The sequence below is a fragment of the Ciceribacter sichuanensis genome (assembly GCF_024055605.1).
Taxonomy (GTDB): Bacteria; Pseudomonadota; Alphaproteobacteria; order Rhizobiales; family Rhizobiaceae; genus Allorhizobium; species Allorhizobium sichuanense.
This window is the reverse complement of record NZ_JAMXLX010000004.1, coordinates 150,497-163,780: the sequence shown is the minus strand read 5'-3', so window position 1 is coordinate 163,780 and position 13,284 is coordinate 150,497. Positions and strand designations below refer to the sequence as shown.

Annotated in this window: 13 protein-coding genes; 1 reads left to right on the top strand and 12 read right to left on the bottom strand. The window is 63.8% G+C overall.

Annotation, left to right across the window (positions count from 1 at the left end; translation table 11 throughout):
- Positions 1–59 precede the first annotated feature (59 nt).
- From NBH21_RS13860 to tauA, 3 genes are all read right to left on the bottom strand, one after another.
- Complete coding sequence (locus NBH21_RS13860) at positions 60–899, bottom strand: ABC transporter permease subunit (protein ID WP_250914108.1); 840 nt, start codon at positions 897–899, stop codon at positions 60–62.
- On the bottom strand, positions 896–1,708 hold the full coding sequence (locus NBH21_RS13855; RefSeq protein WP_250914109.1) for a taurine ABC transporter ATP-binding protein: 813 nt from the start codon (positions 1,706–1,708) through the stop codon (positions 896–898). Before NBH21_RS13855 ends, NBH21_RS13860 begins: the two co-directional genes overlap by 4 nt.
- A gap of 77 nt (positions 1,709–1,785) precedes the next feature.
- Positions 1,786–2,796, bottom strand: coding sequence for a taurine ABC transporter substrate-binding protein (tauA, locus tag NBH21_RS13850; RefSeq protein ID WP_250914110.1), 1,011 nt, complete (start codon positions 2,794–2,796; stop codon positions 1,786–1,788).
- A 345-nt stretch (positions 2,797–3,141) separates the two neighbouring features.
- On the opposite strand from tauA, the gene NBH21_RS13845 reads away from it, so the two are divergent.
- Positions 3,142–4,581: an FAD/NAD(P)-binding protein gene (locus NBH21_RS13845; protein ID WP_250914111.1), complete on the top strand. Its 1,440-nt coding sequence runs from the start codon at positions 3,142–3,144 to the stop codon at positions 4,579–4,581.
- Between the two features lie 225 nt (positions 4,582–4,806).
- Here NBH21_RS13845 and NBH21_RS13840 read toward each other — a convergent pair whose 3' ends face one another.
- The 9 genes from NBH21_RS13840 to NBH21_RS13800 all read right to left on the bottom strand — a co-directional run bounded on the left by NBH21_RS13840 (position 4,807) and on the right by NBH21_RS13800 (position 13,258).
- A complete protein-coding gene (locus NBH21_RS13840) occupies positions 4,807–6,171 on the bottom strand; it encodes an O-acetylhomoserine aminocarboxypropyltransferase/cysteine synthase family protein (RefSeq protein WP_250914112.1) in 1,365 nt (454 codons plus the stop codon).
- A 23-nt stretch (positions 6,172–6,194) separates the two neighbouring features.
- The gene (locus NBH21_RS13835; RefSeq protein WP_250914113.1) at positions 6,195–6,512 is read right to left on the bottom strand and encodes a hypothetical protein; all 318 of its coding nucleotides are present in this window, start codon (positions 6,510–6,512) and stop codon (positions 6,195–6,197) included.
- Positions 6,502–7,293 carry an ABC transporter ATP-binding protein gene (locus NBH21_RS13830; RefSeq protein WP_250914114.1) on the bottom strand — a complete coding sequence of 264 codons (792 nt, stop codon included), beginning with the start codon at positions 7,291–7,293 and terminating at the stop codon, positions 6,502–6,504. Before NBH21_RS13830 ends, NBH21_RS13835 begins: the two co-directional genes overlap by 11 nt.
- Positions 7,293–8,291 carry an ABC transporter permease gene (locus NBH21_RS13825; protein ID WP_250914115.1) on the bottom strand — a complete coding sequence of 333 codons (999 nt, stop codon included), beginning with the start codon at positions 8,289–8,291 and terminating at the stop codon, positions 7,293–7,295. The genes NBH21_RS13830 and NBH21_RS13825 overlap by 1 nt, the downstream gene beginning before the upstream one ends.
- Before the next feature lie 7 nt (positions 8,292–8,298).
- Complete coding sequence (locus NBH21_RS13820; RefSeq protein ID WP_250914116.1) at positions 8,299–9,342, bottom strand: ABC transporter substrate-binding protein; 1,044 nt, start codon at positions 9,340–9,342, stop codon at positions 8,299–8,301.
- Positions 9,343–9,526: 184 nt separating this feature from the next.
- A complete protein-coding gene (locus tag NBH21_RS13815; protein WP_250914117.1) occupies positions 9,527–10,585 on the bottom strand; it encodes an isopenicillin N synthase family dioxygenase in 1,059 nt (352 codons plus the stop codon).
- Positions 10,586–10,661: 76 nt separating this feature from the next.
- A complete protein-coding gene (locus NBH21_RS13810) occupies positions 10,662–11,354 on the bottom strand; it encodes a methionine ABC transporter permease (RefSeq protein WP_250914118.1) in 693 nt (230 codons plus the stop codon).
- Complete coding sequence (locus NBH21_RS13805) at positions 11,308–12,456, bottom strand: methionine ABC transporter ATP-binding protein (RefSeq protein ID WP_250914119.1); 1,149 nt, start codon at positions 12,454–12,456, stop codon at positions 11,308–11,310. Before NBH21_RS13805 ends, NBH21_RS13810 begins: the two co-directional genes overlap by 47 nt.
- 4 nt (positions 12,457–12,460) lie before the next feature.
- Entirely contained in the window at positions 12,461–13,258 is a 798-nt protein-coding gene (locus NBH21_RS13800; RefSeq protein WP_099056192.1) for a MetQ/NlpA family ABC transporter substrate-binding protein, read from the bottom strand.
- Positions 13,259–13,284 lie beyond the last annotated feature (26 nt).

Genomic DNA, 13,284 nt, shown 5'->3' with positions numbered 1-13,284 from the left:
TCTTTCTCCGGCCACCCTCATAACGCCGGGAAGATCATACGGCCAGTGCGGGAAAATGCCTATTTTTCTCCCGCCCAGGGAACGAGCCATCGCTCCAGCGCGCGGGCGACGAGTTCCAGCAGGATCGCGATCAGGGCGATGACGCCGATACCGGCGATCACCACGTCGGTGACCAGAAACTGCGCCGCCGACTGGATCATGAAGCCTAGGCCGCGGGTGGCCGCCACGAGTTCGGCCGCGACCAGCGTCGACCAGCCGGTGCCGAGCGCGATGCGGATACCGGTGAGGATCGACGGCAGTGCCGATGGCAGGATGACATGGCGAAGAAGCTGGCCTCGGGTCGCGCCGAAGGAGCGGGCGGCATTCACATGATCCGACGAGGCCGACTTCACCCCTGCCGCGGTGGACAGGATGATCGCCGGCAGCATGGAGAGCGCGATGACGGTGATCTTGGAGGCCTCGCCGATGCCGACCCAGATGATGATCAGCGGCAGATAGGCGAGCGGCGGCAGCGGTCGCAGGAATTCGACGATCGGATCGAGAATGCCTCGGCCGATGCGGCTGGTGCCGATGGCAATGCCGGCGGGCACGCCGATCAGGATCGAGACCAGGAGAGCACCCAGAATGCGGCCGAGGCTTGCGGTCACATGTTCCAGCAGGGTGCTGTCGACAAAGCCAACGGTGACGAGGTTCCAGGCCGAGACGGCAACGACCGCGGGCGACGGCAGGAAGACCGGCGACACAAGCTCCAGTGCGGCCGCCACCCACCAGATGGCGATGATGGCAAGTACCGTGAGGCCGGAATAGACATAAAGCGGCACGACCGGTTTTCGCCGCGGCGGGCGGGCGGGGGTCCCTACTTCGGCATATTCGGCCCGGATTTCGCTCAGGATCGTCATGCGGCCTCCTCGTTTTCGTCCGCGGTGGAATGGATCAGTCCGGTCAGCCCGTCATGCATGCGCTTGTAGAGCGGCGAGGCCTTGATCTGGCCAATCGATGCTCCGGCAAGGAGATCGGTGGCAAAGCCGGTCTCGATATCGGCGGCGAGCCTGCCGGGATTGGGCGACAGCACCACGACGCGGGTGGCGAGCAGAAGCGCCTCTTCGATGGAATGGGTGATCAGCAGCGCGCCGGACCGGCTTTTTGCCCAGACATCCAGCAGGAAGCCCTGCATCTTGCTGCGGGTCAGCGCATCCAGCGCGCCGAGCGGTTCGTCGAGCAGCAGGAAACGGGGATCGGAGGCCAGCGCCCGGGCAATGCCAACCCGCTGGCGCATGCCGCCCGAAAGCTCCCTGATACGGCGGTTTCCGGCACCGGAAAGGCCGACCAGATCCAGCAGTTCATCGGCGCGGGCGCGTCGCTGCTTCTGGTCGATACCGCGCAGCCTGAGCGGGAACGCCACGTTTTCGCGGGCATCGAGCCATGGATAAAGCGCATCGTCCTGGAAGACCACGGCGCGATCCGCACCCGGCCCGGTGATCGGCTTGCCATCCACCTCGATACTGCCTTCGGACGGCGTCAGAAAACCGGCGGCAAGGTTGAGCAGGCTGGTCTTGCCGGAACCGGAACGACCGATCACGACGATGAACTCGCCGGCCTTCAGCGTCAGGTTGATGCGCTCCAGCACAGGTGACCTGCGTCCTACATCTGCATCACCGCTTCTCGGCGGATAGCGCAACGAGACGTCGCGAAAGGACAAGGTGCTCATGGTCAGGGCTCCGGTGAATGCGGGGGGCGGAGCGGCCCGGCCGTTTGCCGGGCCGCTCGCAAGGATCATAGGAGGGATCAGAAGGACAGCTTCGAGGCTTCGATCACCCAGCGCGGCGAGACGTAGGCGGAGTAGTCATCGAGCGTCGTGGGGATCTTGCCTTGCTCCTTGAGGAAGGCGGAGGTCGCGGCGACCGCCTTGACCGTACCGCCGCCTAGGAGATCGGCCTTGGCCTGCTCTTCGAGCGTCGGGAAGATATAGCCCTTGAGAAGGGCTGGAACCTCTTCCTGCCTGGCGCCCGTCAGACGGGCAATCTTTTCGGCCTCGGGCGAGGTCGCGCTCCACGCATCCGGGTTGGCGCGATAGGCGGCGGTCGCATTGCCCGTCACCCGGACGAAGGTCGCGACGATATCCGGATTGGCATCGGCGAACTTCTTGCTGACGATCCATGCGTCGAAGGTCGGGCCGCCCCAATCGGCGACGTCGGCCGAGGTGGCGAGCACAGTGCCGGACTTCTTGATCTCCGCAAGGACCGGATCCCAGACATAGGCGCCATCGATATCGCCGCGAGCCCAGGCGGCGGCGATTTCCGGGGGACGCAGGTTGAGGATCTCGACCGACTTCGGATCGATGTTCCAGTGCTTCAGCGCCGTGAGCAGGCTGTAATGCGCGGTCGAAACGAATGGCGTCGCGATCTTCTTGCCGGCGAGTTCTTCCGGCTTGGAAATGTTGCGAACGGCAAGCGCTTCGGCTTCGCTGATCAGGCCGACGAGCGCGATCGTCTCGATCGGCAGCTGGCGGCTTGCGGCGGCGGCCAGCGGCGAGGAGCCGACATAGCCGATGTCGAGCGAGCCCGATGCGATGGCCGCGATCACGTCGGCGCCGCCGTCGAACTTCTGCCAGTTGATCTTGGCGCCGGTTGCTTTCTCATAGGTGCCGTCAGCCTGCGGTACACGGGACGGCTCGACGATGGGTTGGTAACCGATGTTGACGGTCACATCGGCCGCCGCAGCGGCGGCGCCACCGAGGGTGGCAAACAGGGTGGCGGCAGCAACGAGGCCGGCCAGTTCTCTGCGTTTGAAGGTCATGTCGTTTCCTCTCCTGATTGCTGTCGGAGACCGCCCCCGGCCTCTCGATTGCATTAATGATGGTTCAATACATAGAATTAGTAGAGATAATTCCGCCTCATTTTCCGGCGTTCAGTGTCACGAATTTTCGCGGCAAGCCGGGTTTGCGAGGCGTTCGATCCCCATTTCGAACAGGTGCGACAGCCGGCACACAAGCGTATAGGATCGGTAACGGTAGCAAGAAAATCTATTGCGCATTTATTCTATAGAATTGGATGCGTTCGTTTGCCGCCGGTGGTTGGCTAGTTTCTGTCGGGAGAGATGAAGACAAGTGGGGCCGCGGTCCCACGCTGCGGAGATTTCGACATGTCATCCTATGCTCCCCTACCCGTCGTTGCGATCATCGGCGGGGGCTTTACCGGCGCGGCGGTCGCCGTGCATCTGGCCGAACACGGTCAAGCCGGCGTTGCGGCGCGCATCGTGGTGTTCGAACCACGCGAAAAGCTGGGCGCCGGGCTTGCCTACGACACCGACGAGGCGGCGAACCGCATCAACGTGCCCGCCGGACGCATGAGCCTCTATCCCGACGATCCGGAAAGCTTCATCCGCTGGGTGGAGGAGAACGACGCGCTGAAGGACGATCCGGATGCATTTTCCGCCGACGGACTGCCCTTTCCGCGCCGGCACGTCTTCGGCGACTATGCTTACGCGCAGGCAGCGCCGCATCTTTCCACCGGCCGGATCGAACATCGCCGGACCGAAGTCAGCGGTCTTCGCCGGTCGAATGGCAAATGGCGGGTGAGTGGCGCGGACGGCGCCGATCTGGAGGCCGATCATGTGGTGCTCGCCGTCAGCCACCCGGCACCCGCGGCACCGCGCGTTCTCTCCGCCCTTTCCGGTCATCCGCGTTTCATTGCCGACGCGACCGTAGCGGGTGCCGTCGATGGTATCAGGCCTGACGACCGGGTGCTGATTGTCGGCAACGGCCTGACATCGGCCGATGTGGTGGCAGCGCTGGCCGGTCGGGGACATAAAGGCCGGATCGTCTCGATATCGCGCCGCGGCCTGCGTTCGCGCGGTCATCCGGCCGTCACCCAGGAAGCCTTCGGGGATTTCGTGTCCGAACCGTCCCGCACGGCGTCGCATCTTCTGGCGCGCATCCGCCGGACACTGCGCGAGGCCGAAGCACTCGGCTTCACCTGGCATCCCGTGCTCGATGCGGTGCGCGGTCAGGGACAGGAAATCTGGAAAGCCCTGCCCCTCATCGAACGGCAGAGGCTTACCCGCCATGCCCGCGTCTATTGGGACGTCCATCGCTTCCGCATCGCGCCGCAGGTGGAAAAGGTGCTGGACGATGCCATCGCCGCCGGACGCCTCGAAATCCTGGCGGCGTCGCTCGCTTATGCGACACGCTCCGGTGATGACATCCGTGTCGGCATCAGGTTGCGAGATGGCGGTATCGAGCGTGAGATCGAGGCCGATGCCGTGGTGGTGACCACCGGGCCAGCCCATGACGGCATACTTCATTCGCAGCCTTTCTTTTCCCAACTGGAGGAACAGGGCTACCTGTCGCTCTGCGCGACGGGGCTCGGGCTTTCCTGCGACTGCCAATCCCGGGCACTGAGGGCGAACGGCGAGGCTGCGCCCGACCTCTTCATCGCCGGTCCTCTGGCGCGCGGCACATTCGGCGAGCTGATGGGCCTGCCGCAGGTGGCCGAACATGCGGCAGCCGTTGCGGGGGAGTTGGCCGAGGCTCTTGAAAGGCAGGTGGCCGACAGGCAGGCAAGACGCGGCGTCGCGGGCTGAGGGCTGGAGGTATTGTTTCCATCCGACCTTCAGTTGCTGAACGGGTCGTATTCAAAAGCAAGGCATCCTTCTCCGTCATGCCGGCAAGCCCGGCATGACGGCGGCGGGTGCAAAAATGCCGGATCACTGGGTCTGATCAGCAACGAATTTATTACCAGTCTGTGGCCGGATGGATATCCTCCATCCGGCCTTTCTGTTTTCATTCACAAGCTTGGGACGCAAACCTCAGGCCGCGTCGATGGCCTGGGCGAGATCGGCGATGATGTCATCCGGGTGCTCGATGCCGATCGACAGGCGGACGTAGCCGGGGGTGACGCCGGTCGCGAGCTGGTCGTCGGCCGAGAGCTGCGAGTGGGTCGTGGTCGAGGGATGGATGGCGAGCGAGCGCGCATCGCCGATATTGGCCAGGTGATAGAAGAGCTGGAGCGCATCGATGAAGCGCCGGCCGGCCTCGCGACCGCCCTTGAGTTCGAAGCCGACGAGGGCGCCGAAGGTACCTGATTTCAGATATTTCGCCGCCCGTTCCGCCGCGACACCCGTCTGGAACTTCGGGAAGATGACGTTCGCGACCTTCGGATGGTTCTTCAGGAAATCCGCAACCTTGACGGCGTTATCATTGTGCTGACGAAGACGGAGCGGCAGCGTCTCGACGCCCTGAATAAGCTGGAAGGCATTCTGCGGGCTGATGGCGGCGCCGATATCGCGCAGCAGAACGGCGCGGGCGCGCAGGATATAGGGATGGAAGCCGATGGCATCGGCCTTCTCGATCCAGGTCTTGCCCTGATAGCTAGAATCCGGCTCGTTGAGATTGGGCTGGCGATCCTTGAGCTCGGCCCAGGGGAAATTGCCGCCGTCAACAATTGCGCCGCCGATGGAGGTACCGTGACCGCCGATGTATTTCGTCGCCGAATAGACGACGATGGCAGCGCCATGTTCCAGCGGACGGATGGTCAACGGGGCAGCGGTGTTATCGACGATCAGCGGAATGCCGAAGCGGCGGCCGATTTCCGAGACCTCGGCAATCGGGAAGACCTCGAGCTTCGGATTGGGCAGGGATTCCGCATAATAGGCGCGGGTGCGCTCGTCGGTGGCGCGGGCAAAAGCTTCCGGATCGGCCGCGTCGACGAAACGGGTTTCGATGCCGAAACTCTTCAGCGTCGCGGCAAACAGCGCCCAGGTGCCGCCATAGAGGCCGGCGGCGCTGACGATGTTGTCGCCGGCGCGGGCAAGGTTGAGGAGCGCGAAGGCCGAGGCCGCCTGACCGGAGGAAACCGCAAGTGCGGCAGCCCCACCCTCAAGCTCGGCGAGACGCTGCTCGAGCGCATCCTGTGTCGGGTTGGAGACGCGGCTATAGAGATGGCCGGGGGCTTCCAACGCAAAAAGCTTGTCGGCGCCTTCGGTGCCGGGAAGCTGATAGGAGGTCGTCTGGTAGATCGGCACGGCGACCGCGCCGGTGGTGGGATCGAAGCGGAAGCTGCCGCCATGCAGCGCCTGTGTCTCGGGATGGCGGCTCTTGAAGGTCGCGGTGCCCGCGGGCGCCTGCGGCGTTGCCGATTGCACGATGGTCTCACTCGACTGCTGAATGGTCATGGGTCTTCCTCCGTTATCAGGCGTTATCGGGATTGATCGGTGGACCGGACACCGGTCCGGACCGTCAGGTTGAGAAGTGCCGCTGCCAGCAGGGCCGCGCCGACCCAGAGCGCTTCGGGCGCGTACCAACGGACGCCGAAGAAGTGGTCGTTGGTGCAGAGCGCCTCGGCGAGCCGACAAAGATCGGACGTGCCGGCCAAGCAGGGTGCCGCCTGCGCATAGGTGATGTAACCGCCCTCGACGACCTTGCCGAAGATCAGCCACCACCAGCCGAGCGCCAGAGCGGTGACGACGCTGCCGAGGAATGCGAGCAGCAGGGGAAGCCTTGCCTCAGACGCCATGGGCCACTCCCAGCTGTTCGAGCAGCGTCTGGCGCAGATGCACGAGGTCGGCGTCATCACGGCGGCGCGGGTGCGGCTTTTCGACGACGAGTTCCGAGACGATCCGCGCCGGACGGTTGGAGAAGACGATGATGCGGTCGGCCAGCAGCAGGGCTTCCTCAACGTCATGGGTCACCAAGAGCGCGGTGAAACCCACGTCTTTCCACAATTGCAGCAACTCGTTCTGCATTGAAAGCCGCGTCAGGGAGTCGAGCTTGCCGAAGGGCTCATCGAGCAGGAGCAGCTTCGGATCGTTGACCAGGGCGCGGGCAATCGCCACACGCTGGGCCATGCCGCCGGAAAGCTGGTGCGGGAAAGCATCGCCAAAGCCTTCGAGGCGGACGAGTTTCAGAACTTCGTCGATGCGGTGTTCCTGTTCGTTCAGGACACCGCGGGCATCGAGGCCCGTGGCGATGTTTCGCCGCACCGTCAGCCAGGGAAAGAGTGTCGCTTCCTGAAAGACCAGGATTCGATCCGGGTTCGGCTTGCGGATCACCTCGCCATCCTCGCGAAGCTCTCCCTGCAGCGGCTGTTCCAGCCCGGCAGCGAGCCTGAGCAAGGTCGACTTGCCGCAGCCCGAGGGGCCGAGAAGAGCGACGAACTCGCCGGGCTTCACATCGATCGAGACGTCGTCCAGCACCTGAAGCTGGCGCGTGCCGAGATCGAAGCCGTGGGAGACATGGTCGATATCGAGCGCGAGGCTGCGGCCGGCGTCCGTCTGCCTGTCGAATACGAGCGCCATCAGAGGATCCCCTTCTGCCAGCCGAGAAGCCGGTCACGCAGGATGAACTGCAGCCTGACGAGGCCTGCGCAGATCAGCGCCATGACGATCAGGGCAGCATAGACATTGGCGTAGGCCGAATATGCGGTGTTGAACTGCAGGTACCAGCCAAGGCCGAACTTGGCGCCGAGCATTTCGGCAACGACCAGCACCGCGAAGGAATAATAGAGGCCCATGAACAGGCCGACGAAGACGTTGGGCAGCGAGGCCGGGATCGCAACCTTGAAAATCAGGTAACGATTGGAGGCGCCGAGCGTGCGGGCAACGTCGTAATAGGAGCGGTTCACCTGTTCGACGCCGGCGGCCGTCAGGATGGCGACCGGAATGCCCGAAGCGAGCGCCACGAGGAAGATCGAAGCGTGGAAGGTCGACGGGAAGATGAAGAAGGTGCAGGGGATCCAGGCACTGGCCGGAACCGGCCCGATCAGCTTCAGGATCGGCATGCCCCAATAGGCGAAACGCCTGGACCAGCCCAGCGCCACGCCGGCAGCGAAGCCGACGACGATGCCGGAGAAGAAGCCGAGGCCCCAGAGACGCGCGGTATAGGCGACGCAGACGAGAAGCCTCTCCCAATCCGTGACATAGACATGCAGCAGGCCCTGCGGCGGCGAGAAGAAGGGCTTGGGCAGCCAGCCGAGCTTGGCGGTCAGTAGTTCCCAAACCGTGAACCAGACGCCGATGGCGATGAACCAGGGGCCGTAATGCACCAGCGTCCTTGCCCCTTCGCCGAGCCGCGGCACGGCGAAGGAAAGCGCGAGGAAGATGGCCGCGCCGATCGTCACCACGAGTGCGAACAGGCCGGTTGCGCCCCAGGTGATCACATCAGGGAGAAACCAGGTGACCGCGGCGGCGGCACCCCAGGTGGCGGCGGCCAGAAGGCCGTCCCGCCAGCGCGCCCGGCCCCGGAGTGGCACTGCCCCGGAAACCGCGCCGAACTCGCTTCGGATGACGTCGCTCATGGCCGGCTCACGCAAAGATGTCGATGGTGATGCGGTTTGCGATTTCCTCCGGATCGGTGGAGGCATCGGCAACGCCGGTGAGCTTCAGGTCCTCGTAGCCGGTCTTCACCTCGTTTACGAGTTCCTTGCCGAACCAGTGGTCGTGATAGGTGAAGGAAGCGAGAACCTCGGTCAGATCCTCGAGCGGCAAGCCGGGCTTGAGCGTGTCGAAATACCACTTCGCCACTTCATCGGGATGCTGCGCGGTGTACTGGTGGATTTCGAGGTTGGCGGCTGCAACGCGCTTGATGGCATCCTTGTTGGCCTCGTAATAGTCGCCGTTGACGCCGAGAACGCAGCAGACGCGATCCTGGAAGGTGCCGGTCTGGGTGTCGGCGATCTTCACGAAACCATGTTGCTTTTCATAGGAATAGGCCCAGGGGTCCATATGCGCGACGGCATCGGCCTCGCCCTTCAGAACACCTTCGGCAACGAGATCGAAGGGGAAGACCTTCCAGGTGACGTCGGTTTCCGGATTGAGGCCGGCCTTGGCAAGCGCGACCGAGAAGGCAACGCGCGAGGGCGACATGACGTCGAAGGTGCCGATCGTCTTACCCTTGAGGTCGGTCAGCGTCTTGATGCCGGAATCCGGCTTGACCAGAACGCGCTGGCAACCGCCATGGGAGCCGGCGAAGAGCTTGACATCGAAGCCCTGCTCGATCGGCTTCAGCCAGTCATAAAGAAGACCCGGACCGGCTTCCGCCTTGCGGGTGGCGAGCGCCTGAATGAGCGTCTGGCCGCTGGCGCCCTGATAGAACAGCTCGACGTCGAGGCCGTGCTTTGCATAGACACCCTTGGCGAGACCGAAACCGACGGGCGAGTGACAGGCCGCCACCTCAGTCCATTCGAGCTTGATCGGAATGAGATTGCCGGCAACAGCGTAGCTCGTCGTGCGGGCGCCGAAGATGCCGACGGTTGCGGCCGCTCCGGCGAGGCCTGCCGTCTTGATCAGGGTGCGGCGGGAGAGAGCGCCGCTTGCCGGCTGCGTCTCGGGTGAGGAATTGCTGGTCATTGTTCGTCCCCTTCAATGAGATCCGGGGACAGGATAATAAAAGTAATGTTATTTGATAGATTTTATAGACTAATGAGAATTGCCGAATGGGAATTTTCTACTCTTTCGAAGACGCCTCCGGGACGCCTGTACCAGTCCCCCGCCGGCAGATCCGGCGGGAGGCTGTCTTCATCGATCCCTGCCCTTAATAGGCCTGGGCAACGGCCGGACCGGCGAGCTGTTCCGGCGTCAGCAGGTCTGCGTGATGGGCGCGCGCGACATCCGGATGCGAACGGAGGCGGCTCTTCAGGTGGTTCTGGCCCACTTCACGGAAGATCGGGTTGAGCGGGTCGACGGTCACGCCGCGTTCGTCGCGCTTCAGTTCTTCCGGCAGGTCGATGACCGGAATCGTCGCGTCGTAGCGCGAGCCGAGGAAGAAGGCGACGGAGAAGCGCTCGACACCGGCCGGCGGGGCCACGACGTCATGCACGTCGGCGCGGACGAAACCGTTGGTCGCGAGTTCCAGGAGTTCGCCGGTGTTGATGACGAAGGTTCCCGGGATCGGCGGGGCTTCGAGCCACACACCGTCTTCCGTCTGTACGCGAAGGCCCGGAACGGTATCCTGCAGGAGCACGGTGACAAAGCCGCCATCCTTGTGGGCGCCGACACCCTGATCGGACTTGGCGACTTCGCGGCCGGGATAACGGATGATCTTCAGGAGCTGCGAGGGCTGCGGCTCGTAGATTTCGGCAAAGGCGTTCTCCGGCTGGCCGAGCGCCACGGCGATGGCCTTGAGGATGTCGATGCCTATACGGGTTACTTCGGCCTGATAGGCGAGCAGCAGGGGCTTCAGCTCCGGCAGGGCGGACGGCCACTGGTTGGGACCGAACAGGCGCTTCCAGGCCGGGGTATCGGGACCGAGCTTAACGGCCTCACCCTCCGTGTTGATATCCAGCTGTTCGCGCCAGTCCTGCTCGCCGCGGGTGCGCTCGTAGCCGGCGCGGTTATAGCCGCGGAAATGGGGCGACTTGACCATCTCGATTTCCAGCTTCTGCTCCAGCGGCAGCGCGAAGAACTGCTTGGAAGTGGCGATCACGTCGGCGATCAGCTTGGGATCGACGCCATGGCCGGTGAGATAGAAGAAGCCGTGGTCGTGGAGGGTGCGGCGCAGGTCGGCGATGAAGCTTTCGCGCTCCTCGGGCGAGGCGTGGAAACGTGAGATGTCGATCAGCGGCAAGTGAACGGGCAGAGTATGAATGGTCATGACATTTCTCCTTTTCTTGTAAACGCCGGAATGCCGGCGACGAATTCGGTCGGACAGAGCCTGTTTTCGCTAACGCTCATGCGGCGGCCCGGCGGCGGGCAACCCGGTGGTTGACGATGCGGGCCGTCCAGTCGCCGATCATCTGGATCGACTGGACGATCACCACGAGGATGATAACGACGGCGATCATCACTTCCGGCATGAAGCGCTGGTAACCGAAGCGGATGCCGAGGTCGCCGAGACCGCCGCCACCGACGGTGCCGGCCATGGCGGAATAACCGACGAGGCTCACCAGCGTGACGGTCTGGCCAGCGAGGATGCCCGGCAGGGCTTCCGGCAGCAGCACTTTCCAGATGATCTGCAGCGGGCTTGCGCCCATGCTTTCGGCGGCCTCGATCAGGCTCTGGTCGACCTCGCGCATGGCCGCCTCGGCAAGGCGGGCATAGAGCGGCGTGATGGCGACGGTGAGTGGCACGATGGCCGCAAGCGTGCCGACCGTGGTTCCGGCGACGAGCCGGGTGAACGGAATGATCGCGACCATGAGAATGATGAACGGCGTGGAGCGGACAAGATTGACCACCGTACCGGCGATGCGGTTGAAGATCGGCCGCTCCATGAACTGGCCGGGCGCGGTGACGACAAGCAGGATGCCGAGCGGCAGGCCGATGGCAGTCGAGAGCAAGGCGGCCGCAGCCACCATGGTCACCGTCTGCTTCAGCGATTCAAGAACGAGGCCGACCAATGCCGGCGGAAACAGATCGAACAGCATGGCCGACGAGCTCTCCGTGAAGTCCAAGGGATGAAAGATAAGCAAGGATGCCCGACAGTTTCGGTTCGGCACCTTCTGCGACGAGGGTGATGACCCCGAGCGGGCGTCCGTCGATGTAGTCGATGCGACCATGCAGGATGTTCGGGCGCACGCCGAATTGCTCGACCAGGGTAGCGACCACCGGATCGTGCGCCGCGTCGCCGGTAAAGACGATGCGAAGGACGGGATCGGTGTTGGCGGCCGGCGCGGGAAGAAGCCGGCTGGAGACCTCCCGCGGCAGGTCATGGGCCACGATGCTCGCGAGGAAGGAGCGGGCGACGGGCGATTGCGGGAAGGCGAAGACGTCGAAGGTCTCGCCGCTTTCGACCACCCTGCCATGCTCCAGCACGGTGACGTGGCTGGCGATCTGGCGCACCACGTCCATCTCGTGAGTGATGAGCACGATGGTCAGGCCGAGGCGGTGGTTGATGTCCTTCAGGAGGTCAAGGATCTGCTCGGTGGTTTCGGGATCGAGCGCCGAGGTCGCCTCGTCGGACAGCAGCACACGCGGCTCCAGCGCCAGCGCACGGGCAATGCCGATGCGCTGCTTCTGGCCGCCGGAGAGTTCGGACGGATAGGCGTCCGCCTTGGCGGACAGACCGACGAGATCGAGGAGCTTCGGCACGCGGGTTCGGACGGTCTCGCGATCGACGCCGGCGATCTCCAGCGGCAGCGCGACGTTGGCGGCGGCAGTGCGCGACGACAACAGGCTGAAATGCTGGAAGATCATGGCGATATCGCGCCTTGCGGAGCGCAACGCCGAACCGGAAAGGCCGCTGATCTCGCGACCGCCGACCGAGACCTTGCCGGAGGTCGGCTTCACCAGTCCGTTCAGGCAACGGACAAGAGTGCTCTTTCCCGCGCCGGAACGGCCGATGATGCCGTGGATCTCGCCTTCCGCGACCGTAAGCGAAACGCGGTCGAGGACAGGGCCGGTCTTCGGATCGTAAATCTTCGTCAGCTCGTCCACCCGGATGAGAGGCGCGCCGGCCGTCTCAACGGAACGGGCCGGGACCAATTCATCAGGCAAAGCAAGATCCGGGGAGCGGGAAAGAACGTTCATGACATCACCAGCCGGCGATGACGTTGCCTTCGAACGTCTTCTCGATGGCAGCCTTCACTTCCGGCGACTTGTAGGATTCGACCAGGGTTTTCACCCACGGAGCGTCCTTGTTCTTTTCCGCAACCGCGATCAGGCAGAAATATTCGGAAAGCTGGTCTTCGACGAGCAGGCCGTCCTTCTTGGGGTTGAGGCCTGCCGAAAGAGCGAAGTGCGAGGTGATGACCGAGAAGTCCACATCTTCCAGCGAGCGTGGAAGCTGGGCGGTTTCCATCGGGATGATCTTGATGTTCTTCGGGTTCTCGATGATGTCGAGTTCGCTGGCGTTATAGGTGGAGCCGGGGGTGAGCTTGATGACGCCGCCAGCTTCGAGCAGCTTCAGGGCGCGGCCGGCATTGCTCGGATCGTTGGGGATCGACACCTGAGCGCCTTCCGGCAGGTCGGCCAGCGACTTGAACTTGTGGGAATAGCCGGCCATCGGCAGAAGAACGGTCTTGCCGCCAACGGCGACGAGGTTCAGGCCGCGGTCCTTGTTCTGACGGTCGAGATAAGGCGTGTGCTGGAAGCCGTTGGCATCGAGATCGCCATCATTAGTGGCGGGGTCGATCAGCGCACCGTCGGAGAATTCAACGACCTGGATATCGAGGCCCTTGGCCTTGGCGACCGGCACCAGCGCTTCGGCGATCTGGGCATGCGGGCCGGCGGTGACGCCGAACTTGATGGTTTCGGCAAGTGCCGCGCCATGCGCCGCGATGAAGAGCGCGACGGCCGAGACGGTACCGGCGATCAGGGAGGAATAACGCATGCAGTCTTTTCCTTTTTGAGAGACTT